Genomic DNA, 23,882 nt, shown 5'->3' with positions numbered 1-23,882 from the left:
TTTTTTATCAGGCACTACTTTTTTCGGTGTTATACAACGCCTGCTCAAGTTCGTTTACGGCTTGCTGGTATTGCTTCAAACCACCAAAAGTGTGAATAATTTCCAGTGGTGTGCCAAATCGGGTGAAAGGCGCTATGGTCAGAATCTGCGTTTCTTCAATCTGAGTAACGCCTTCATCTGCATATTTATCCAGCAGTGCTTCCAGCACTTTGCGGGCCTGCTCGCCGTATTGCGTAAAGTAATTGCGTTTTTTCACCTGCTCAGCACGCTCTCTACGTGTGAGCGGAGGCATATCCCAAGCGACGTGACAGACCAAATCAAAGGGGTCGAAGGCTTTTCCTGACTTTCCCCCCACCTCGTCGGCCAAAGCCTCAAAGAACACGCCATGTTCAGCCAGCTCTTCGATAATGGCTTGTTTTTTTTCGGCACAGCTCCAGCGTCGAAGAAAATCATCTAGTGTAGCGAATTCTTTGGTTACAGCTTTACGAGTGTAGTCTTTTAAAGATTCTGTGATCAGTTTGCCGTTGGTATCGAAATACTGCACACGCTCTGCTGTGACTTTTACAGATACGTTCGCCACGACATAACGACGCACGACGCCATCCTCGTATTCACTGGATTCACCACTAATGTAACCCCAGTTGTGCTCGCTATCGGACACAGGGTATTCCAAGTCTATATCTCCCTCCTCCCCAACACCTTCATCTAGTGAACAATCTGGCGGAACTGGGGAATCATAACCAGAGGGCTCATACACCTGAACTGGATCACCGTCGAAATCTGGGTCAGCAAAGAGTTCGGTTGCCTTTTTGAAGTCAATGATGGTGAAGTAGTACTTATCGTAATCTTCGTTAATACGAGTACCGCGCCCGATAATCTGCTTAAACTCTGTCATTGACTGGATACGCTGGTCGAGCACAATTAGCTTACAGGTTTGAGCGTCTACACCTGTGGTCATCAACTTAGAGGTGGTAGCTATCACTGGATATTTGCTCTCTGGGAAAATAAAGTTGTCTAGCTCGGCTTTACCTTCTTCGTTGTCACCGGTGATACGCATGATGTACTTACTGTTTTGCGCAACTAAATCGGCATTTTCGTTCACCAATGCTTGACGCATACGCGCGGCATGATCGATGTTTTCGCAAAAGACAATTGTTTTATCAAAACGGTTGGTTTGCTTTAGAAACTCGGTTATTTTTTTCGCGACCAAGTCCGTGCGTTGCTCCAACACCAGAGTTTTATCAAAATCCTTCTGATTGTAAATACGGTCTTCAATTTCATTTCCATGTTTGTCAGTCATGCCTTTGTCGGGCCGCCAACCAATCAAATCTCTATCTAGGTCGATGCGAACCACTTTGTAAGGCGCTAGAAAACCATCATCAATACCTTGACGCAGGCTATAGGTATAAATCGGGCCACTAAAGTAATCGATATTCGAAACTTCTTTAGTCTCTTTTGGTGTGGCTGTAAGACCTATCTGCGTAGCAGAAGAAAAGTACTCAAGAATGTCTCTCCAAGCAGAATCTGCTGCTGCACTACCACGATGGCACTCGTCAACGACAATAAGATCAAAGAAGTCTGAGCTAAATTGTTTGTAGATATTTTTCTCTTCTTCATTTCCGGTGACGGCCTGATAGAGAGATAGGTAGATTTCATAGGATTTATTGACCTGGCGCTTTTGAATCTTAGTCATGGCGGAACCAAACGGTTTGAAGTCGTTGTTCATGGTCTGATCGACCAATATATTTCGGTCTGCCAGAAAAAGAATGCGCTTCTTGGCTTTAGATCTCCATAACCGCCAGATAATTTGGAAGGCAGTAAAGGTTTTACCCGTACCAGTCGCCATGACTAGCAGAATACGGTTTTGCCCTTTGACTATGGCTTCGATGGTTTTATTAATAGCCAAAAGTTGATAATAGCGTGGCATTTTATTGCTGCCATCGCTGAAATAATCCTGAGTTACTAGTTCATTTTGCTTCTGACTCAGACCTTTGTGTGCTGCCCAACAATGCCATAACGTTTCAGCCGAAGGAAATTCGTGCAGAGCAAGCTCTCGCTCAACCACACCATCTTTGGCTATTTTGTTATGGAACAGAAATCCATCACCGTTAGAACTAAAAACGAACGGTACTTGAAGCATCTCTGCATAGCCCAAGCCTTGCTGAATACCATCACCCAAGCTGTGGTTGTTATCTTTGGCTTCGATAACTGCGATAGGGATGTTAGGTTTATAAAAAAGCACATAGTCAGCGCGTTTGAGCTTAGCACGGGTATGCAACTTACCACGGACGATAATCCGACCTTTTGTTATTGGGAATTCTTCGCGTATTTGCGTAGCAATATCCCAACCAGACTGTTCGAGCGCAGGCGTAATGAACTTGGTGCAGATGTCTCGCTCTGAGAGTTGTTTTTTATTCATATTGCTTACCCATGTATTAACGCCTTTACACGCCGAATAGTTATATTAGCTCAGTCCGCAACCCTGCCACCTTAAGGCGCTGAGTAAGATTACGCATTTTGCTAAATTCAGTACCAAAGCTGCTTCGCAAACCCACCCCTTCACAAAACTCTTTGGCAGTGATGTTCTTAAGCTCGTCAGCATATTTGATCATTTGCAAATGAAGTTCGGCGGTATATTGATTGCGCGGGGCATCCGCCAAAACTTGCTTAATACGTTTGTAAATCTCATGTTCGTTCATTCTTTAGCCTGCAAGACTATGCCACTAGATAATTTAGCTAATTTATATAAAAGGCGAGATGAGCGCAAATCCTTTTTGCCTCACCCTCTTAAATCCGCCAGGAATGTGGCATCTCTTTATCAAACGAATGGAGGATTTGCGCGGTTTCTTCAGTACAAAGGTACATGACCTTCACTTTCATCTTCAATGTTTTGTTTAATCAGCCCTGTTTTAATCATCGACATATATGGATTCAGTCCGCAAGCAGCAGCACAATCACTACTGCCTATGCCTTGCCGACGCACTTCCAACCATTCAGCTTGGCTCAAGCTTTTGGTATTTATCAGACGTTTGGCACTGAAAAAACGTGGTGCAATAAAAGCTTGGCTTTTTATTACTGCTTTGGATGGAGTTACAATATTCGAGTGACTATTCATTGTTCATTCCTGTATTTATTTAATTTTGTGCATAAAAAAGCCACATCCGAAGATGTGGCTGTGTAATGTGTTTATGACGTAATTGGTGGGGTGATTGAGGTTAAGCAATCATTCTTAAAGCCTGTTCAAGCCCACGTTGTTTTAAGCCTGCGCCTGCACCAAACCATGCTGAATCAAGGCGGTGATCCTGACTCATAGCTCTGCGTTCGTGGTCACAATGTTCTGTTATAGCGCAAAGTAAACCATAGGCTGTATCTTTGGCTGAACTAAGTTCTGCACCTCGTCCATGCCCATTAAACATGGTCATGACTTTCGACATGGCACGTCCATTCGGTTCTGCTTTATTTGGTTCGGTTGGGTTGGCAACATTGCGATAAAACTGAATAATGCTTTCATCCTGTTGTGTCTGGCTGAGACTAGTATTGTTAAATACAGCATCGAAATAAGTAGCCGCTTCCTGCTGGGTGACTTTACGCTGGCTGAGTTGTTTCATTTCATACATGTGCTCATCCCATGTCCGCACAGAAATACCCAGCTGCTGTTTGATTTTTTCAGCATCGAACTTGGTACTATGAGGCACTTTGACCACACCTACACTTGAGTTTTGTCCTTTCAGTGCAATCGCCAAAGTATTGTTACATACCACACGAATAGACGTGAATTGTGCTGTGGTGGCCAGCGTTCCATCACAAGCGGTTGCCAATAAAATATAGCCATTGCTGACATCTTTGCCTTTAAGAGCTGAAGTCTGTCCTGTTTTAGCCAAAGCCCAAAACTTTTTACCACCTTTAAGTACCCCTGCCGTTTCTAGTTCAAAGCCTGATTGCTCAGTCAAGTCTTTGTAGAAATTTAAAATTTCTTTGGGTTGGACTTCCTGAAAACGCTGACTCACCACCGATAAAGGTACATGAGTATCAGAGCGGTATAGAACACGTTGCTCTTCAAAAGGCATGATAATGCTTTGTCCACGTTCATTCTGTGCCATGTAACTGACATCAGAGGATTCAATCTGCCAATCCATGCCTGCCTGTTGTGCCCAAACTTCAATCGGTTGGTTTTGGGTGAGTGAATTACCTAAGCCATGCCAAGGCGTTTGACCAACGTATGCCATTGTTTCGACTAAATGTGCCATAAAGTTTTCCTTTAATAGATCAATCTTGAATTGTTTCAATTTCAGATTTCGTGCATAAAAAAAGGCCTGCTGGGGGAGCAGGCCAAAGTGAGAAGTTGTTAAAATGCCTGTGAATGCATTGATTCACTTAGATGATATATATCTGAAATTTATTTAAATACTTTTGACTGAGCGTTGAACTTTCCCGCATCTGCAAATTGACGTGACCTTATTCACAGACTATCATTCACATGCTGGCCTACATTGCCAGTCGGTTTTAGCAGACCGCTCTACAAAAGGCGCACAACAAACGCTATATTGGTTTTTGTGCGTTCTCTTAAGTCACGCCTTTATGGTGAGGCTAGGAGGGGCACGCTTGCGTGCGCTGGTTCCCTTTTGTACCAGTCTGCTAACCCTTCTAGTCTTGCCACCATTATTTAGCAGTAAGTTGGTAAGACTCTTTCTAAATCAAAAGGAGTCAACCATGATTAATCTCTATTCTTATTTTTGGGCAGTTGCCCTTTCCTTCAATGTTCAATTCCAAATCATAAAAGTGTTGAGCTTCGAACTATTAAACAATAAACGACTCAGCTAATCACAAAGTATGTGTTCATCACAATTCCAGCTTTAAACACAACGTGTTGATTCAGGTCAGATTCATAACGCCATGAAAAAGAGATTCCCCATCGTTGTGGATAAAAATAAAAGCTGCTTTGTGTTGTTACATGGAACATGTTTGAACGGTCACGGTAGCTATCGATCAATATCAATTTACCAGTACTTCTAAACATTTCTCCAATACATAAAATAAGGACATAACAATGAAAGGCAAGATTTTAGATTTTACGATCCAAACCAATATGGGAATTATCCTAGGCAATGACCAAATACGTTATAGCTTTGTAGGTAGTGAGTGGAAAGAACAACAAACGCCTATTCGAGGGCATGAGGTCGATTTTGAAATAAATGCTGAAGGACATGCAACAGGAATTTATCTTGAATTCACAGCAACACCTTCACCTGTAACCTTAGCCAAAACTCCTGCCCCCTCATCAATTGCTTCCAATGGCAACCAGCAGAATTCAGCCAAGGAAATGTTCAATAAACTAGACCAAACTGAGTCCAATTATAGGCAAGCCATTTTAACCTGCTTTAAGAAATTTGCAGATTTTAAGGGTCGAGCAAGACGCAGTGAGTTTTGGTACTTCGAGCTGTTCTGTGTACTAATCAGCCTAGCCTTTAGCTTTATAAGTGAAGATGCGGCAACCATTGCCATGATAGTCACATTCATTCCAAATATTGCAGTCAGTGTCAGACGGTTACATGACATTGATCGTTCAGGCTGGTGGATGTTAATTGCCCTTGTACCAATCGTAGGAATACTTTTACTTCTGTTTTGGGCAACCCAAGAAGGCAATCCAACAACAAATCAGTATGGCGAATCACCTAAAGCCTAATTAATCAAATCGTTGCACAACATATCAATAACAATCTACACATCTATATCTGAGCAACAGGTGGATGTACATGTTTTAGGAATCATCATGAATAAAAAAATCATCCTTACTTTACTAACGGCTTGTTTGATGCAAGCTTGTACTAAAAATGAATCTACAGAAAAAGCTTCTTCAAATACTGCTCAAACCGAAGCAGTTAAAGCCAACACGTCTGATTCACAAAAGTTCATTGACCAAGGTAAAAATGATATTGCAACCTATGGAAAAGAGACCTTGCAATACCTTCTTGATCAAAAATACCCTGATCGCTATACCGCCTTTTCAGTTGATAATGTTAAGTTCCTACGTCAGCAATCAGAAGACCTTTTTCTTTATACATGGAACATCCGTTTTTTAGATAATCAATCGGATGATGTCTATGGTTGTGATAGCCAACAACTTTCATGGAATAAGCAAACCTCAGATATTGAATCGACCTTAAATGAAACTTGCTTTAATGTTCTTAAACGAGCGAATACCCCTGCAAGTCAAAATGAAACCACTTCGACAATTCCTGCAACCGCTCCAGTTAAAATTGCGTTAGAACAGAATCCACACCACTCATTTATAACAATGATTAAAGTTCAATCACTCGTTGATGACGTATCCATTTCAAATGTTACAGTCAATCGTGGCAATTGTCCTTTATTGCAAAAAATAGAAAAACCAAGACAACTGAGCTTTGGGCAAACAACGTCGGTGGATACAAGTAATTGTGGTCGAGAGAAAATCATTGAAGTTGTAGTATCGACAAATCAAGGTGACTGGAAGTTTGGTTCATAAGTATTAGAATACTTTAAACATTTGAATGTATCTAACAATTCAAAGTCTATAGAGAAAGATCATGAAGAAATTCACTTACATCATTTCCCTTGCCCTGCTGTTAACGGGTTGCAATGAAGCCAACTATGCCAAATTAAGTTATCAGGCGCAGTCTTGTACCGCAGACAACTCTGTTAGTTGTAATGATATCCGTGTTCGACGAGCAATCGTTGCTACAGAAATGGGCTATCAACAAATGGTTGATGAAAAAGATAAAGCTATGGCTGAAATCGGACAAACAAGTTATAACCAACTGCTTGACCTGATCAAACAAAAAATCGAACATCTTAAAAAACAGCGTCCTAGCCTTTATTTACGTTGGTTTCAGGGCGACTCTAGATACTATAAGGATGTAAATTTTGGTGACCAGATTGATGCTAAAATTGAAAAGCTCATCAATGCCAAAAATGCAGCTCCATCATCATCTACTTCTGCAGAACTGATTCAAGACGGTGAACCCATTCATGTAGCATCAGAACAAAACCAGACTGAACAGTTTTCTGAAAAGTATCAACATAGTTATACTTTCACGGTGATAGAACCAGTTTTGGCAAGAGATTATGATTTGCTTTTGAGCACCAAGACAGGAGTTGTCAAGTTCGATCTACAATACACATCTGTTGCCCAAAACTTCATCCTTGAAAAATTAAAAAAAGGTGACTGTGTTCATTTTAGTGCCAAAGAAATGCCTGTGATGAATGCCGAACACCAATTGTATTTTGAAACATACATTACTGACCCTCAGATTGTACAATGCGATTAGTCCCGAACGAACCACGACCTCATGCAAGGTTTAGGGAGGTGTGACCTCCCTAGTTTATGTGCACTCCCTCAGTAAAATGATTGCTCACAATGCTGGCATTGAAAGCAAGATTGTGCCGTTTGAGTTGAAGCAGAACCAAATACTGAACCTAACAAACCACCGACTACGGCTCCTGCTATCCCTCCAATAAGAGGCGACACAGGTAATGTTTTTGATAATGCTGCGCCCATCGTGGCAAATGATGCTGACGATGCCAAGCTTTGGTTGCCAGCTTGTGAATTACTATTTTGCGCAACACGAATCACATGCTCTGAATGGCAATATGGACAATTTATTTGCATAAGATATACCTCTGAAATAAGAAAGGGCTTAGCATCATGCTAAGCCCTGAAAACGATGAGTTCTCACCTAGATGGTATATATGTAAAAAATAGTCAAAGCAGCATTAATTTCCTCTTTCCAATTAGGATTTAAACCTTTAATCTTCAACAAGATTAAATTCATGTAAGCTAACTTTTCCATAATATTAAACGATGAGACTCTGTTGCCTCCTCAATCAAATCCGCTATAAAGTTAAGCCGTTCATCAAAAGCATCTAACAACTGGTTTACCACCCACTTCCTATCTAATATATCGGCACCACCATTTTGGGGATTAGATTTATCCATCAAATTCACCAACCCTAGCAGATCATCTGTAAATTCCGCAGGGCGTTGACGTACTAGGCTTAGCTGCTCTTCCAAATTATTTTCAAATACTTCTACGGTCTTTCATTCAGTACCCGCTATTAAGACTTATCATTGATCTCATCCCAGTTAATAGACTTAGAACCTGGGTGAGCTTTTAACAGTTCTTCCCTATCTCTTACCGTAGGGTTCGGAAGAAACGATAACTTATGCTGTAAGGCTCTACTCTCTAATTCTTCGACTAGAATAGTGTAATCCTGTTTATTACGGATCTGGGTAAACCTGCTCATATAACTTTTCTCTGTAATGTCATCTAAGTTAAGTGCATTCACTTTCAAGAGATAGTCATAGTAAGAGATAGACTCGTAAATATACTTCGTGGTGATAATAGTGTATCCCGATACGATAACAAAACATATCATTGTAATGGGTGATAAAATTTTCAAGAAAGTAGCTAACTTTTGCTGAGTCTTGTCTAATCTCCGCATCTCCGCCACGAACTCCTCATTAGTCATACTAGGAGTCTCTTTTTGGGTTACGACTTCTTCTGTCTTCAGAGGTAAACCAGTTATATCCTTAAACAGAGCCGCCTTTGATTTTTGATACAAGGTATGTAAATAGAGAAAAGCAACATAGAGTCCACCACTGATAAGCATGGTGAAAACCAAAGCCATCATGTAAAGCAAGAAGTACGTAGATTGCTGTAAGGCAATAAGGTCATGAGAAGACACACTAATGTAAATCTTATCACTGAAAGAACTCGATACATCAACAAGATAAGAAGTAAGTGCAGGACCAATGTAGTTGGTTATAATTGCCCAGATAACACATCCAGCCACACTAATTAGAAGTGGGTATCCCACCTTTTTATAGATTGTGTTTTTCATTAAAAGTTCCACAAAGTAGTTTGTTATAAAAAGCCGCGATAGTGTACAGACTTAGAACAGTATAAGAAACGCGCCACCCCAAATTGATTAAATAAATAGCTGAAAGGTTTTGAGGAATTTCATAATTTAGTACGAATGTAGGAGTACTTGCAGCCAGTGACCCCTAGGGGGGGGGATTTACCCCCTGGGGTCACGTTCGTCAAAAAGGATTCTTACGATCCATTTTTCCAGCACTGTACTGGACCTAGCTTCGAGTGAAAGGTTATCAATAGAATAAAACTAATGAAGAGAAGATGTTTCTCATCTAGATGGTATGTATTTAAGATTATTTCTAAACTAAGCACGCTCTCTATATCGACGATCACTACGATGATAGCGACTCATGCCAAAGGTACGCATTCTAAGCGGCTTAACCCGTAAGTACTGATTGTCCTTTTCAGGATTCACTAAGTAGGAACATACATTCTTCGCATTCTCAATCTCTCTCTGGTCATTTCGATTAATCATCCCAACACCCAGTTTACCGAACTTTTTGAATTGCTCTTTATGCTCCGTGCTATTGCAATTAAAGCCATAGCCATCTTGATTCGTTATTTGCTTCCAGCGCTCGATTGCCTCATTGCCATAGTAGTAATCTTGTTTTTTCACCGCACCGTTATAGATCAACAATAGATGGCAATGGTAGCCCTTTTCCTCCCCTTGCTCTAATGCCCAAGCATAGCCCTCTAGATCGCTAAAACACCTATCACCATCCTGAATATATCTAATCAGCTTTTGAACATCGTCTCTAAATAGGCGAATATCAATGTCAGCATGCTTTTCTTTCGCATAGGCTAAATCAACCCTTACGAACAAGAGCTTGCTATAGTGGCGGGTTAAATTATCAATGAGCTTAAGTAACTGTTCACGGTTATGTTCTTCAGCATGATAGAAATCTTTCCTCTCGATCTCTCGCTGTTTTATGAACGTACTGAAAACATCCTGAATGTCATTAAACTCCATCTCATAGAGCCGTTCAAAGTTAACTTTTCCATTAATGGTGTTTTGCTTCTTTAGCTCAAGAATGGCTTGAATATAGGCTGAGTACCAAAGGTTATCGTCATATTCAAAATCTATTTCATTTATAAGGAATTCCAGCTCTTGCTTAAAGCCTTCCCATCCTATGTTGCCAGAGTGATCAATGGTCTGTTCAACAAAATCTTCTATTTCAATTAATAGCTTTGAATGATTGCAGCTACGGTAACGATTCATTATTAAATCTCCTATGTGGTATGACGCTACATAAGAGAGGTGAGATATGTTTTGTATTACGGGTAAGCCATTCCTAGCTAAGTGTGTTTGACGCTGTTAGTATCTTTAGGTAATTATGTTTCTTCGAATTACTTATATGCTTTGTAATACAATCATTTAAGATACTAGCCAGTGGTAATGGATATAAAAGGAATGCTATCACTCCATTAGTACAGCTACAGAACTGTTCATGTTATAAACTCGATAGACCATACAGGTATGAACTTTATTAATTGAATATGCTATAAACATTATTAAGTGAATTAACTATAAACATAATAATATTAATAACCTACTAAGCAAACACACATGAACCGAATATAAGAATAGGCATTAAGCCAACACTCCATCTCTTCAACTTAAACATATCCCCATAAGCACAACGAAGTAGTTGCTGCAAATCATGTTTTGAAGATACCCTCTTCAACAACATGGAAGCGGAAGTTATCTCCAACCAATAAAACTTATAAATAGAATGAAGGGAGCCAAAGCTCCCGTATACGCACACTTAACGGCTATTCAACTTGCTCTCAATCCATTGATGCACTTCTAAAGCTGACCAACCAACTCGACCAGTGGTTAAACGTACTGGCTTTGGAAACGTAGGGTCATAACACTTCATTTTAGCGTTTATGAGCTTGTAAATTGTGGCACGGCTAATACCAGTAAAGAGCATTACTTGCTTTAGGTTGATGATCTGATGCATGGTAAAGGTTTCACCAACAAATGTATTCATTCTGAACTTTCCTCAATGATTAGACTGAGCTGATTTCGCTCGAACAATCAGGGAGTTCTGTAAATTAATATCAAGATTCTATTTTCAGATTCTTCAGGCCCAATACAACTCTTCCTCTTCATTTTTTCTAGATGTCATATTTAGTGTTCTCAAACGTATCAAGACGCTGTTGAATGAGTTTCGATCTAATTTCATCAGAGGAAATCACTTGGCCTTTGTTATCAACATGTTCTTCATCAATACCCTTGGTTTCTCCGATCTTTGACTGAACTGAAGCAGTTGCCTGTTTAGGTTTTGAAGGCTTACTTTTTGCAGAAGCCACATGCCCCTTCAAAAACTGATCCATGCTTTTATGGACTTCGTCACTCGACGTAAAGTTTTCTAGTAAAGTAAATTTCCAGCGACACAATAGTCCATGTCCCGAATAGAAATCAGCAAGCTGAGATTTGAAAGATCGTAATGTTTTACTGTCGTGATGCTTGATGTGTATCAAATCTTGTAGCCTAGGTAATGATGTAACCAAAGCGCTTTGACTAATTCTGAGATTCTCATCTTTGAACACTTCACGATATAAATGTTCCACTGTTGATGCATTTTTACTTTCATCGATTTTCGATTCTTTCGTAGAGATTTTCGATTCTTTCGTAGAGATTTTCGATTCTTTCGTAGAAAGGTACTTCCGCCAGTATTCAATTACTTTTGCTCTAGTTTGCTTAATGCATTCTTTATTTTTTTGTTCATCATAATCGGATAAGGCTTCGGCACTAAAAATCAATGTAATATCAGCAGTCAACGTACTACCTATAAATATGCGTGTACCAACATAAGCAACTAGACTCTCGCCACTTATTTTTCTGGTACGCTTCAGATTTTTTAAAAAGTCCGTGAGCAACGCATTAAATGCAGTAATGTTCTTTGCTGGTGTAAAAGCTTTATTAAGTTGATAGGAAAACTCCAATCGAAAAGCAAATACATCTTGCATGATTGCTTTATTTAAATAGTCCTTTGCTTTAGCTTGATTGCGTTTGACACTGACAGCTTCCTGTTTTTCAATCTCAAATAAGGATGGCCCTCCTTTTAAATCAACAGCACGATAGCGTCCTACATCTTTATAACGCTCTAGGCTAGACTGAAGGCTAGCTGCCCCAGATAGACTTGTCTCAAAGCCCCTTGGATTGTCAATGAACAGGTGTAGAAACTTTCTTACCCTCCATCCAACAAACGCTAAATCAGCTATTTCTGTTAATCTAAGACCAAGTTGCTTTAACTGCTGTCCAATATGCAAATACTGCTTTGCTTGCTGTGTTAAACATTTCAATGGAGATTTTTCAATCTTACTTCTTGGCAAATATTCTTCAATCAATGCCTGAACTGGGTTATGCTGGATCAACCGCATGAAATGCTCAATTGACAATAATAACTTTAGGCAACTTTCTTTTTCTCTGTATCCATCTACTGGCAGCCTATCCTTGTATTGCAAATAAAGTAATGCTAACAACTTTAAGTCGTCTTTGGCCTGTTTGGGTAAGTTATTGTTTTTCCATATCTGCTTACTTTCAGCACCGAAGTCCAAATCAATAAAATCATCAATCCTTTTAATGTCCGTTTTAGTCTGATGTCGCCGATCACTGTTACTCTGATTATTAACAGAAGGTCTTTCTCTAAGTAAAACAGAATGTTCGCGATGCCAATCCACATAAAGACTATCAACTAACTCATCTAGATCAGGTTTAAGGACAGAATCAACACGATACAAGTAGCCAAGTACCCAATATTCAAATGCTTGCCTTTCTGACTTAGAACGTGCCTTAATGACATCTTTGTATCTAGGATCCAATGAATGAAACAAACACCCCAAATCTTGTACACCAACTTTAAAAGGCTGAGTATTCCAATAAGACTCACCAGCCATCTGTGATTCTAATTCTTGTTGGATACTAGCTCGTACCCTTCCTATATCCAAAGGATCATGGCCTTTAAACAATAGCACCCACTGCAAAACAAGGCTTGAATTGATTCCCATCTCAATACGGGAATACTCAGCAAGCAGCCCATACCGTTCTAGCAATAGGGGAAAACAGCCTAGTAATTCGATTCGCTTCCTATCCAAAGCATACCTCTTTTCCCTAATTGTAGTCTCTTGAGGCGTCAAGGTGATCTCAAAACACATCACACGTAAAGACTTATGTCTTGCTAGAAACTTGTTAAATTTTCTTAACCCCTCATCAAAGTGCTTATAAACATCCTGAGTTAGCCCTTCGGTAAGAGGTGCTACTGCTACGGGATCAGTCTTTTTAATATTTTCGGATTCAGCAAGTTCTTGTTGTTGGCTTATTTGATCTAACTCAGGCTGATTTTCTACCACAGACTCCACAGTTGAAGTTGTTGGCTCAGTCTGCCCTACATGTACACCACCCAAATACGCCTCGAAGAAATCAAAAATAGCTTCATGATGAAATGTTTCAACTTGCCACCCTTCTCCCTTTTTCCAAAAAAGGGAACCAGGATACCTCTTAAGGTAGTCAATATAAGATTTTACATTCTTGCCAAAAGTGTGCGTTAGCTGTGCATATTCAATTAAGTCACGCTCAACACGTAACTCTTCATAAAACTTTATAATCTGATTTAGTCTTTGCCGATCACCATGTTCTAGCGCAATCAAAAATTCATCCCGCGTAGGATAGGCTCTGTTATAAACCAAACCAAGCTGACGTTCTAGATTTTCCAATAAACATATTGTTTCGTAAAAGATGCCTTCAGAGACTTGTTTGCCACGAGCTTTATCGCTTGACCACCTGTGGTCGTATCTTTTTTTCAAGAGACGAAAAAGGTCTTCGTTGTTAATCAAATTCACACCTGAATCGTAACTCACAGGTTGATTATCAGCATGTTTTGGCCTATCAGTATGCACGTCACCCACCTATTCTTTCAATACAATTAGCTCATCTGTAAAATAAAACATGCCAGTCTTTAACAAGAACATGTATAAAGACCTACTATAATACTAAAAGCAACGTATTTAAACGTGATCAGGCTCCTAAATATTAAAAATGAAGATTAAAATTCCAATAAATTGACAAATCAAATCCAATATATGAAAGCTATTATTCCAAATAATAAATTATGGTTTCATGGAAATAGATTTTTAATGACAGGCTAGTTGCAGCACCATAACCTTCTACATCATGACATGTAGCAACGTCTTTTTTAGATGGTGCATGTAATAGCTCAAGGTGAGTAGAAAAATGAAAGTGTGAATCAAGGAAGTGAATTTTTGAAATTCGCTCAGCACTAGAGGAATTTAGATCTGCTATATAAATTTTATCCAAACATGGATTTAAAGATGTTACCCAACCCACTTAAAAAAGTGGCAGCAAGAAGAGAGTTTGACATAGGTGCAAGAGTTTAAGATCACGCTCTGAATAGCATACCCATTTCTATATCAGTCTAATAAGGTATCAAGAAGGATTAATGCATCTACATTTTGATGTGGGGTACATTGAGGGGTAATAGCACAGATAAAAAATAAGCCCTTGTAAATACAAGGGCTTATTTAGATATTTGGCGGAAGCGGTGAGATTCGAACTCACGGAGGACTCACACCCTCGTCGGTTTTCAAGACCGGTGCATTAAACCGCTCTGCCACGCTTCCAATGGCGGCTATCATATAAATAAAATTGCAACTTGGCAAATCTTTTTCAGTATTTCTTCAATCAAATGTACAAAATAAAGTCAAATCTCGCTAATTTGATGAATATTCAAGCTATTCATAACGAATTGAATTGATATACCAACGTTTTTTCCCTGATGGTGTATCCACTTCTGCCTCATCATCAACTTGTTTAGACAGTAAAGCTCTTGCCATCGGTGAATCAATTGAGACATGTTGCGGATGATGATCATAAATTTCATCTACTCCGACCAGACGTATGGTTTTTTGTTCACCTTCGTCATTTTCTATTTCAACCCAAGCACCAAAATACACTTTACCTGCTTGTTCTGGAGAAAAATCGATAATTCGTAATTCTTCTAAACGCTTCCCTAAATAACGTACACGACGATCGATTTTTCGAAGTAGCTGCTTATTATACTGGTAATCAGCATTTTCAGAACGGTCACCCAGACTGGCAGCCCATGTCACTTTTTTGGTAATTTCAGGTCGTTCTTCGCGCCAGAGATGTTGTAACTCTGCAACCAACAGATCATGCCCTGAACGGGTAATTAAATTAGATTTCATGATTTAAAACCATTTAAAATACATATGCACTTGATACTTATTTTTTAAAAAATGTTGCTACAGTCTACAGCCAATAGCGTAAAAATGTCAGCTCAAAAATAGCGCATTTTAAGTTTTAAAAAGCAATAAAATCGTTTTTTTCCTATTTAAATTCAGACAGAAAATTCAATCAGAAAACCTTTTAAAAGTGGTAATTCTTAACTTACATTTGGAACATTTGCTTACAGTTTTTGGCAGCGTATTTCAGTTTTAAAATTTCTGCATTTTTTAAAAAAATATTCTGTTAAAAATCATTATCTTAAATATTTTAAATTGATCATTTTTCATACAAAGTTTGACAGATCTAAAAACCGCCTATATTATGCGCACATGTTTTATGAGTTTATTTTTTTAATTTTGTAGTTTTTCTGCAAAATCTTTCTATCCCACATGTCATTTTTTGAATGACGTTCATGACTGCCCACCCTTATTGAATTTACCAACTATAAGAAGTTTTTAAGCGTTTTTGTGCTTATTACTTTTTAGGGCAATAAATTACTTGTAGCGGAGACAACATGCACAGTAGTTCAACCTCTGGGTCGAGGCTTAGCCTTAACTCATTTTTTCGTGCGCTGCCAATCAAAACTTTAGTTTTATCCACTGCATTAATTCCTTTTAGTATTAATGCGAGTAAGAACAATCAATACAATGCTGTAGTTAATTCGAGTAAATTGACTGTAGTTGCGGTTTCCAATCCAAGCATCGTGTTTAAGGATGGAGACTATAAGCATGGCTTCGGCTATGACTTAGCCCATAACTATGCTGAAAGTTTAAATGTTAAACTTGAGTTTAAAACTGTTTCTGACAATGCAACGGCATTGAAAATGGTTGCTCAAGGTAAGGCGAATTTTGCGATTACCACCGCAAATATGCAAAGCATCGAAGCAGAACGCTTAACCTCTTTTTCAGCAAGCTGTGGTGATTTCAACAGTTTAAAAAGTAATGGTTTAAACCCAGAATTAAATTGGGTGTTTAAACAAGCTGAAGATCCATTAACAGCAACAGCAAGTGGTTTCATTTGCCAAAGCAAACAAAATGGCTCAACCCAGCAACTTGCCTCATTTTATAATCGTAATGTCGTCAAGAAAGACGATTGGAACGTGATTCAACGTGACTTAAGTTCTCGTCTACCGATTTATAAAGCCAGCTTTAAGCGCTCTGCACAGCAATATGGCTTAGATTGGCACCTACTTGCTGCAATTGGTTATCAAGAATCATATTTAAAACCAGACTCTGTTTCTCCCACAGGTGTCCGTGGTTTGATGATGTTGACCAATACCACAGCCAAAGAAATGGGTGTCAGTAATCGAAGTGACCCCGCTCAGAGTATCCAAGGCGGCGCAAAATATTTTGATATGATGTTGAGTCGTTATTCTTATATTCGTAATCCAGATCGTCATTGGTATGCTTTGGTTGCATACAATATGGGGCCTGGTGCAGTTGAAGGTATTCAAAAGCGCATCAAAGCACAAGGTAAAGATCCCAATGACTGGATGAATCTTTATAATTATTTGACACGTAATCAAGCAAGTAATGGTCGTTATAAACAAGCGGTACAGTATGTCACACGTATTCGGGCTTATTTAGAACACATTAAGACCACACCTCGATTACTAGAAATTTAATCTGTATTTTAAATCGATTGGATTTGTAAAAATCAGGCAATAAAAAAGCTTACTCTCGGGTAAGCTTTTTTATTGTAAAAAGATTAAGCAGTTTGCTCTAATACTTTCTTAAATAAATCTTTTTGCTCTTGGCTTGGCTTGGCTGTTTGTAAAGCCATCAATTGAGACATATCACCTTGAACTTTGATTTTGCCTGTCATAAATGCTTGCATAGCAGCAGCCATATCAAATTCTAAGAATACTTTACGAAGTGTTTCAGCATCCATGTTCAATGTTGTTTTCGCATTTGCAGAACTACCTTTGACGATTTTTCCGCCGTCTAAAGCAAGCTCTGTGTTGCCATCTGCATCTGCAACAACCAAATTAATTGCTAAACCTGAAAGTGCTGGTGGTAAGTTTAAATCACCTGCTTCAGCAGTTAATTTTTCAACATTTGCAAACCAATCATCAGTTAAAAATGCAGGCATGTTCATTCCTCAAATTATTTATTCAATTTATTGTGTTATCTATCCAGACAACATCAGGTTGAAGCAGTTTTGCTTGCCCAATGTTATAGCATGATAATTTCAATTTGGGCTAAAGTTTTTTGTACGGACTGTTCATGTTTTATCGGTTTTATCGTTTTATTTTTTTAAATCAGGCACTCATCTCAATATGAATGCCCGATTCGTTCATTTAATTGGCAAAAAAGATCAATCTGCTGCAAAACTAAGATTTACAACATCTAAACGCTTTTTCATTTCTTCAGTATCACATTTCATATCGAATTCGCGTTCTTCATCCAATTTTTCAAAATCAAATAAATCACGGTCAGCCAATTGAGATGGTGAAACATTCTGCAATGCACCAAAAATACTGTGCAAACGTTTTGGATATTGTTTATCCCAACCACGTAGCATGTCATTTAACATGGCACGTTGTAAGTTTTCCTGCGAACCACATAAGTTACATGGAATGATCGGGAATTTACGAATTTCAGCATATTTGATGATGTCTTTTTCTTCAACATAAGCCAAAGGACGAATCAAAATGTTCTTTTTATCCGAAGACAATAATTTTGGTGGCATCGCTTTTAAGCTACCACCATGGAATAGATTCAAGAAGAATGTTGCAATGATATCATCGCGATGATGACCCAATGCCACTTTGGTCGCACCAATCTCTTGCGCAAAACCGTAGAGTGAACCACGACGTAAACGTGAACACACTGCACAGTAAGTTTTCCCTTCAGGTGTCAAACGCTTGGTGATGCTATAAGTATCTTTTTCCAAAATATAATAAGGAATATTGTTTTCTTCCAAATATTTCGGTAACACATCTTCAGGAAAACCAGGTTGCTTTTGATCCAAGTTCACTGCGACAACATCAAAGTTGATCGGTGCAATACGTTTAAATTGCAACAAAATATCAAGCAAGGTGTAACTGTCTTTCCCACCAGAAACACAGACCATTACCTTATCGCCTTCCTCAATCATTTTAAAGTCACGAATTGCATGGCCGACTTGACGACGAAGTTTTTTCAAAAGACGATAATAAGCTGAACTTGTTGGAAGCTCTGGTTTAAAATTAAATCCTTGTTCGGACTCAACTGGCGAGTACATAGACGAGATAAACCCATAAAAAAATACTGGGCAATTTTATCTGATTTGAACGTTAACCGCATCTAAAGATTTTTTTATTTTGCATCAATTTTTATCTGGTCATCTTCCTGTCGTATTTCCACATTTAAAATAGACGGCTCAGTTCATTTTTTAGCCGAAGTGCTTATCTTTTGGACTTTTCCACAGTTTTCCACAAAACCTGTGGATAAAATTGTGGATTGTTTGGGGCTTGACAAAGTTTTCTCACGCAATGATGGGCATTCTCTTTAGATTGATCATTTTTTAACCATTATATTTTATATATATTTTTCAATTGTTTAGCATAGTCAATAAATATATTTTAAAAAAAATATAAAATTTTTTTTGATTAATATGCCAACAAATAGCACTTGCTTTTTCGCGATTGTATTGTTAAAACTCAATTCATAGTTTTTCTTGTTCAATAACTTTGTTAAACTCCCAAAAATTGGGGAAATATTTTAATTACTACAAAATGAAAAAATTAATTACGGGTTCGCTAGTGTCTATTTTAGGGTGTATGAGCTTTGCCTCATTTACATCGCAAACGTTTGCAGGTCAAATTTATTTCTACAAAGACCAAAATGGGACAACCTTACTGACCAATCGGAAAAATTCGGATCGTTCACTGCAAAAAGTCAAAGTGACTTATTATAAAGACAGTAATATTCATAGTTATAGCAATTGGGGCAGCTCAGAATCCGCAGTACTGCCAAGTTATAGTAAAAGTAAAAACTCTTTTGACAGTATTATCCGCCAAGCTGCGCAGACCCATGGTGTGTCTGAAGGCTTAATCAAAGCAGTAATGCATACTGAGTCTGGCTTTAATACCAATGCCCGTTCTCCTGTCGGTGCACAAGGCTTAATGCAACTGATGCCTGCAACGGCTCGTCGCTTCAATGTGTCAAATTCTTATGATCCACAGCAAAATATTTTTGGTGGTGCCAAATATCTCAGTTGGTTAATGAAACGCTTTAATGGCAATACCAGTTTAGCTTTAGCGGCTTATAATGCGGGTGAAGGGAATGTGGACAAATACGGCGGTATTCCTCCCTTCCGTGAAACCCAAGACTATGTCAAACGTGTAACCAGTCGTTTAAACAACCTCTATGCTGGTGGTTTAAATTTATCTGCAAATAATATTGGCACTTCAACCAGTACTGGACAAATCATTGCCCAATCAAATCAAAATGATTTCTCCAATCAAGTCGAGCCGACACCACAAATCAGCAACAGTTCAAATATTCAACCAGTAAAATATAGTTCTCGACCAATTATTATTGCTTCTGATGGGACTTACACAGATGCACCTGCGGGTTCTTATTCAACAGCACATGCCAGTGCGACAGCACAAATCACCATTGGCAACTAATGCTTATCTGCACTTAGAATCCAATTAATAGCCCTATTGAAATAGAAAATAAAGCACGTAATTTGTGCAATTACATATTTTCAACAAATTGCTGAAAAAAATAATGTTTTCTCTAATACAGAGAATCTTTTTTTAACTTGCCTATTTTTTTAAATAAATTCTTTATCCACTATCCCTTTCAATTGAATTTGTCATTTTTTGCCAGCTAGATTTTTCCCTCTTATTCTTGAATTTTAATCATCTAAACCTCATATTAAATTTCATGATTTATTTTAATACATCATATTATTTATTATTTATAAGAGGATTCTCTCCATGATGCGGATTGGTTTGTTTTTGCTAACCAACCTCGCGGTACTGGTTGTAGCTGGCATTATCCTATCATTATTAGGTGTTGGTAGTTACTACGGCGCTGGCGGTCTTAAATTAGGCAACCTGATGGTCATCTGTTTAGTGTTTGGTATGGTAGGTTCTTTAATCTCCCTATTTATGTCCAAATGGATGGCACTAAAAACCACAGGTACTGAATTAATTGACCCGAATGCTCCTCGTAACCAAGCCGAAGTTTGGTTATTACAAGAGGTTGCTCAACTTTCACAACGTGCTGGTATTCAAATGCCAGATGTTGGTATTTTCCCATCTTATCAGTCGAATGCGTTTGCCACAGGTTGGAATAAAAACGATGCACTTGTATCGGTTTCAACAGGTTTGCTTGAACGCATGAACAAAGATGAATTGCGTGCCGTGCTTGCGCATGAGATTGGTCACGTTGCCAATGGTGACATGGTCACATTATCCCTTATTCAAGGTGTAGTGAACGCCTTTGTAATGTTCTTTGCCCGTGTGGTTGGTGATTTTATTGACCGTAATATCTTTGGCCGTCAAGATGGTGAAGCGCCTGGACTGGCTTATTTTGCAATTACCATCGTGCTTGATATCGTCTTCGGTATATTGGCTTCGGCAATCGTAATGTGGTTCTCTCGCTATCGTGAATACCGTGCAGATGAAGCTGGTGCTCAACTTGCAGGTAAAGAAGCCATGATTTCCGCTTTATTGCGTCTACAGGCTGAATCTGAAATGCCAGATCAAATGCCGAAAGAAATGAAAGCTTTTGCGATCGCAGAAGGTAAAGAGCAAGGTTTTAGTTTGGCTGCTTTATTCCAAACTCACCCAAGCATCGAGCAACGTGTTGCCGCTTTACGCCAACTCAATTTACCTTAATCTATACACGCTCGCTCAATCGCAGTGATCTCATAGAAAAACAAAGCCTCCAATATGGAGGCTTTGTTTATGGGTAGATCATATTTTAGTTTTTGCTTTATCCAATATTTACCGCGCAATTTCTTACTTTCTTACTTTCTTACTTTCTTACTTTCTTTCAATACCAATACCAATACCAATACCAATACCAATTTGGGGGATTAATCTAACTGAATACAACGAATTAAACTTCCATTCGGATCAATCACACAAAACATATCAATTTCTTCGAGATACTGAATTTCAGTTATTCGTGCTTCTGGGAATTGTGCCCAATCTAAACCTTGCCAAAAATGAAACAGATCTTTCAAGACATGTGTTCTTAAGCAAGCACTAAACCATGATTCTTTTGGATTTAAATTGGGGTGATGGAAAAACTCAACCAGCAAACTGTCTTTACTTAAGATCATCCATTCTGTGGACTGATAATCACACTGAAAACCTAAGAATGCATAAAATTTACGAGTATGATCAAAATCAATAGCAGGAAGGTTTGCCGAAATATAATCTTGCATGATCACCTCTGTATTTTAATATCTACATTTTCAAATCAATTCAATGTTGGAATTTAAGCACGATAGCTTTGATACCAATCCCACAACATATTTACGCCAAACCACATCGCAAGTCCAATCAGGATTAAAACAATCAAGCCTAAAATATCGGGAATATGAATCCAAATCCAAGCAATGACAGGGTTACGCCAAAATGCGGAATGCTGTTGCTTTTGTTCTAGCTTCTCATGTAAAAATGGGTGAACCACATGATCATCGCTATAAATCTGATATTCTTCTTGAATATGGTCATGTACAACGTCTAAAGCTCTACGACTGGGCCGAATAAAAATATCGAATAAGGTTCCAGCAATCGGTATACATCCCACAACCCCATCCATCACAGCCAGTTTTAATACTCCATTGAGTTTAGCTTGAGGCACGCCAATCTGTTTGGCTTTATAAACTGCATAGCAAGTCAGCACAAAACCCGCGACATCACCAGCAATCGGTATGGTACTGAGTGCAGCATCAGCCCCAACCCCTTGCTTGGTAAATGGAATACGTACCACCGAATCCATCATATTGGCAAATTTAGCCAAATCTCGTTCAAGTTTAATGACTTCTTGAGTAGATAATTTTTTTTCTGTACCCATAAAGATTTCAATTTTTTTGACATGGTTAAGTTAAATTGATCATACCCAATAAATTCAGTATGTTGTGTATAAGTTTAATATTTACAGCAGCAAAATTTTATCTACGCAATAAAAAAAGCTGAGCCCTCTTTTAAAGTACTCAGCCTTTTCGGATATACAGCGGGATTAATCTAAGAACTTAACCACAGTCCCCGGTTGAACCTTGCGACCTAAATCATTGGCATCCCAATTGGTCAAACGAATACAACCATGAGAAGCGGTCTTTGAAATTAATGAAGGATTCGGCGTACCATGAATACCAAATGTCGGTTTACTTAAAGCAATCCACATATTACCAACAGGACCATTTGGGCCAGGCGGTAATGCCAGCTTTTGACGGTTGCTCCCTTGAACAAAGTTTTTCGGGTTATAACCATAGACAGGGTTTGGTGCAACTTTAATGACCTTATGCGTCCCTTTCGGGGATGGTGTACCAGAACCCCCAATTGTGGCAGGAAAAGATGCAATCATTTGATTTGTACTATTATATAAATAAAGTTGTCGAGCAGGCTTATGCGCAATAATTAAGGCCACACCTTCAGGCAAATCATTACGTACGATCGGTACATTGATAGTTTCGCCTACTTTTTTAAAGTTAGCTTTTGGATTGAGTTGTTTAAGAAAGTCTTCATCAATATGAAACTTTTCACCTAACATTTCACTCACACGGGTGTAATACAAACCCGGCATTTTTGCTTGTTGGGCATAATTTCGCGGAATTGCTTTGGCATAAGGTCCTTTAATATCCGCGGCAGTAATTTGATAAGTTCCAAACGCTGCAGTTTTTTGATTTTTTAACAAACTGTCCCAAGTCTGTTTATCCAGTTCACCACTAATTGGTAAACTTTTAATCTGTTGATACGCGGCAAGTGCTTTTAAAAAGTTCTTGCCACTTTTACCGTCGATTGGCCCTGGCGAAGCATGTAAATTATTGAGCATCACTTGTGCACGGGCATAAACGGGGAATTGCCCTCTGCCAATATTTTCAGACCAATTGGCGGTATTGATACTATTCACTGACCAATCTTGTTTTAAGTCCGCTTTTATCGCTTCTTGACTTTTATCAGCTTTAACATTTTGTTTGGCAAAAATTTGACTTTGAATATTTAAACCCACAAGACACATGATGCAAATCAGGTTTGGCAGAAACTTGCCCATATAAAGCTCTCTATTAACTCAATATTATAATTGATGTACTTATCTAATAAACTATTGTATTACAGACACATAGTATACTGATCTCGAACAATAAAAGCGACGTCACACACACCTTGAACGATCATTTATATTCTCAAGGCTTTAAACACAATTGTATAAGATCAATAGTGTGTTTATTCATAAAATGAAAATTATGTATGCTGGAAGTTTATCTTTGTATGACTTTATTATCATTTTTTAAGAAAAATATGCAATAGTACATTTTGACTATTTAATCATTTAAAAACGGTAATTTTAAAATAAATTCAAATTAAGCAATTGAAAATCATTGCCATGTTATACAGTTGTAGATTTTCTACTCAGCATTAGCACCCAATCATGACACACACATGACCAATCCGAACAAAATATAAGCTTTAGATTTGTTTTTAATCATTTAATTTGAATTATTGATTAGAAATAGCTGTTATCATTTTA

At 38.4% G+C, this 23,882-nt stretch carries 23 protein-coding genes, 1 tRNA gene and 1 pseudogene; 7 read left to right on the top strand and 18 right to left on the bottom strand.

From position 1 onward, the window contains the following. Window positions 1-7 precede the first annotated feature (7 nt). The 5 genes and pseudogenes from hsdR to FHR28_RS19390 form a co-directional block, all read right to left on the bottom strand. Complete coding sequence (gene hsdR, locus FHR28_RS19410) at window positions 8-2,419, bottom strand: EcoAI/FtnUII family type I restriction enzme subunit R (protein ID WP_166783323.1); 2,412 nt, start codon at window positions 2,417-2,419, stop codon at window positions 8-10. 40 nt (window positions 2,420-2,459) lie between these two features. Further along, the gene (locus FHR28_RS19405) at window positions 2,460-2,699 is read right to left on the bottom strand and encodes a transcription factor (RefSeq protein ID WP_166783322.1); all 240 of its coding nucleotides are present in this window, start codon (window positions 2,697-2,699) and stop codon (window positions 2,460-2,462) included. Window positions 2,700-2,851: 152 nt separating this feature from the next. Then, window positions 2,852-3,115: pseudogene (locus FHR28_RS19400) on the bottom strand (YqaJ viral recombinase family protein); the annotation flags it as partial. A 100-nt stretch (window positions 3,116-3,215) separates the two neighbouring features. Beyond that, the gene (locus FHR28_RS19395) at window positions 3,216-4,247 is read right to left on the bottom strand and encodes a DUF932 domain-containing protein (RefSeq protein ID WP_166783321.1); all 1,032 of its coding nucleotides are present in this window, start codon (window positions 4,245-4,247) and stop codon (window positions 3,216-3,218) included. 566 nt (window positions 4,248-4,813) lie between these two features. Continuing rightward, window positions 4,814-5,017, bottom strand: coding sequence for a hypothetical protein (locus FHR28_RS19390; protein ID WP_166783320.1), 204 nt, complete (start codon window positions 5,015-5,017; stop codon window positions 4,814-4,816). Window positions 5,018-5,047: 30 nt separating this feature from the next. On the opposite strand from FHR28_RS19390, the gene FHR28_RS19385 reads away from it, so the two are divergent. The 3 genes from FHR28_RS19385 to FHR28_RS19375 all read left to right on the top strand — a co-directional run bounded on the left by FHR28_RS19385 (window position 5,048) and on the right by FHR28_RS19375 (window position 7,307). Next, window positions 5,048-5,683 (top strand): DUF805 domain-containing protein, encoded by a 636-nt coding sequence (locus FHR28_RS19385; protein ID WP_166783319.1) that lies wholly within the window; start codon window positions 5,048-5,050, stop codon window positions 5,681-5,683. An 87-nt stretch (window positions 5,684-5,770) separates the two neighbouring features. Beyond that, window positions 5,771-6,505, top strand: a complete 735-nt coding sequence (locus tag FHR28_RS19380) for a hypothetical protein (protein ID WP_166783318.1) — start codon at window positions 5,771-5,773, stop codon at window positions 6,503-6,505. Window positions 6,506-6,566: 61 nt separating this feature from the next. Beyond that, window positions 6,567-7,307 (top strand): lipoprotein, encoded by a 741-nt coding sequence (locus FHR28_RS19375; RefSeq protein ID WP_166783317.1) that lies wholly within the window; start codon window positions 6,567-6,569, stop codon window positions 7,305-7,307. 68 nt (window positions 7,308-7,375) lie between these two features. On the opposite strand, the gene FHR28_RS19370 is transcribed toward FHR28_RS19375, so the two are convergent. From FHR28_RS19370 to greB, 8 genes are all read right to left on the bottom strand, one after another. Beyond that, window positions 7,376-7,648: a hypothetical protein gene (locus FHR28_RS19370; protein WP_166783316.1), complete on the bottom strand. Its 273-nt coding sequence runs from the start codon at window positions 7,646-7,648 to the stop codon at window positions 7,376-7,378. 168 nt (window positions 7,649-7,816) lie between these two features. Then, the gene (locus FHR28_RS19365) at window positions 7,817-7,975 is read right to left on the bottom strand and encodes a hypothetical protein (RefSeq protein WP_166783315.1); all 159 of its coding nucleotides are present in this window, start codon (window positions 7,973-7,975) and stop codon (window positions 7,817-7,819) included. A 119-nt stretch (window positions 7,976-8,094) separates the two neighbouring features. Then, a complete protein-coding gene (locus FHR28_RS19360) occupies window positions 8,095-8,880 on the bottom strand; it encodes a hypothetical protein (protein WP_166783314.1) in 786 nt (261 codons plus the stop codon). A 336-nt stretch (window positions 8,881-9,216) separates the two neighbouring features. Continuing rightward, window positions 9,217-10,131 carry a YagK/YfjJ domain-containing protein gene (locus FHR28_RS19355; protein WP_166783313.1) on the bottom strand — a complete coding sequence of 305 codons (915 nt, stop codon included), beginning with the start codon at window positions 10,129-10,131 and terminating at the stop codon, window positions 9,217-9,219. 547 nt (window positions 10,132-10,678) lie between these two features. Then, a complete protein-coding gene (locus FHR28_RS19350) occupies window positions 10,679-10,906 on the bottom strand; it encodes a helix-turn-helix transcriptional regulator (protein ID WP_166783312.1) in 228 nt (75 codons plus the stop codon). Window positions 10,907-11,033: 127 nt separating this feature from the next. Continuing rightward, entirely contained in the window at window positions 11,034-13,817 is a 2,784-nt protein-coding gene (locus FHR28_RS19345) for a hypothetical protein (RefSeq protein ID WP_166783311.1), read from the bottom strand. 651 nt (window positions 13,818-14,468) lie between these two features. Further along, a tRNA-Ser gene (locus FHR28_RS19340) sits at window positions 14,469-14,558 on the bottom strand. 111 nt (window positions 14,559-14,669) lie between these two features. Further along, window positions 14,670-15,143, bottom strand: coding sequence for a transcription elongation factor GreB (greB, locus tag FHR28_RS19335; protein ID WP_004722375.1), 474 nt, complete (start codon window positions 15,141-15,143; stop codon window positions 14,670-14,672). 554 nt (window positions 15,144-15,697) lie between these two features. Between greB and FHR28_RS19330 the strand changes: the two genes are divergently transcribed. Beyond that, entirely contained in the window at window positions 15,698-16,807 is a 1,110-nt protein-coding gene (locus FHR28_RS19330) for a transglycosylase SLT domain-containing protein (RefSeq protein WP_151956186.1), read from the top strand. An 83-nt stretch (window positions 16,808-16,890) separates the two neighbouring features. On the opposite strand, the gene FHR28_RS19325 is transcribed toward FHR28_RS19330, so the two are convergent. Then, window positions 16,891-17,274 (bottom strand): SCP2 sterol-binding domain-containing protein, encoded by a 384-nt coding sequence (locus tag FHR28_RS19325; RefSeq protein ID WP_004722377.1) that lies wholly within the window; start codon window positions 17,272-17,274, stop codon window positions 16,891-16,893. A gap of 225 nt (window positions 17,275-17,499) precedes the next feature. Continuing rightward, window positions 17,500-18,408 carry a tRNA 2-thiocytidine(32) synthetase TtcA gene (gene ttcA, locus FHR28_RS19320; protein WP_004722379.1) on the bottom strand — a complete coding sequence of 303 codons (909 nt, stop codon included), beginning with the start codon at window positions 18,406-18,408 and terminating at the stop codon, window positions 17,500-17,502. A gap of 538 nt (window positions 18,409-18,946) precedes the next feature. On the opposite strand from ttcA, the gene FHR28_RS19315 reads away from it, so the two are divergent. The 3 genes from FHR28_RS19315 to FHR28_RS22050 all read left to right on the top strand — a co-directional run bounded on the left by FHR28_RS19315 (window position 18,947) and on the right by FHR28_RS22050 (window position 21,223). Next, window positions 18,947-19,798, top strand: a complete 852-nt coding sequence (locus FHR28_RS19315; protein WP_374759594.1) for a lytic transglycosylase domain-containing protein — start codon at window positions 18,947-18,949, stop codon at window positions 19,796-19,798. 315 nt (window positions 19,799-20,113) lie between these two features. Beyond that, complete coding sequence (htpX, locus tag FHR28_RS19310) at window positions 20,114-21,019, top strand: protease HtpX (protein ID WP_004722383.1); 906 nt, start codon at window positions 20,114-20,116, stop codon at window positions 21,017-21,019. Window positions 21,020-21,088: 69 nt separating this feature from the next. Beyond that, window positions 21,089-21,223 (top strand): hypothetical protein, encoded by a 135-nt coding sequence (locus tag FHR28_RS22050; protein ID WP_259191506.1) that lies wholly within the window; start codon window positions 21,089-21,091, stop codon window positions 21,221-21,223. Here the strand turns inward: FHR28_RS22050 and FHR28_RS19305 are convergent. The 3 genes from FHR28_RS19305 to FHR28_RS19295 all read right to left on the bottom strand — a co-directional run bounded on the left by FHR28_RS19305 (window position 21,220) and on the right by FHR28_RS19295 (window position 23,405). Continuing rightward, a complete protein-coding gene (locus tag FHR28_RS19305; RefSeq protein ID WP_004722385.1) occupies window positions 21,220-21,573 on the bottom strand; it encodes a hypothetical protein in 354 nt (117 codons plus the stop codon). The genes FHR28_RS22050 and FHR28_RS19305 overlap by 4 nt on opposite strands. A gap of 53 nt (window positions 21,574-21,626) precedes the next feature. Beyond that, a complete protein-coding gene (locus tag FHR28_RS19300) occupies window positions 21,627-22,208 on the bottom strand; it encodes a DUF4112 domain-containing protein (RefSeq protein ID WP_105713077.1) in 582 nt (193 codons plus the stop codon). A gap of 165 nt (window positions 22,209-22,373) precedes the next feature. Continuing rightward, entirely contained in the window at window positions 22,374-23,405 is a 1,032-nt protein-coding gene (locus tag FHR28_RS19295; protein ID WP_004722390.1) for a L,D-transpeptidase family protein, read from the bottom strand. Window positions 23,406-23,882 lie beyond the last annotated feature (477 nt).

The organism is Acinetobacter sp. BIGb0196, assembly GCF_011759595.1.
GTDB classification, from domain to species: Bacteria; Pseudomonadota; Gammaproteobacteria; order Pseudomonadales; family Moraxellaceae; genus Acinetobacter; species Acinetobacter guillouiae.
The sequence above is the reverse complement of the archived record's forward strand: the minus strand, read 5'-3'. Positions and strand labels throughout refer to the sequence as shown.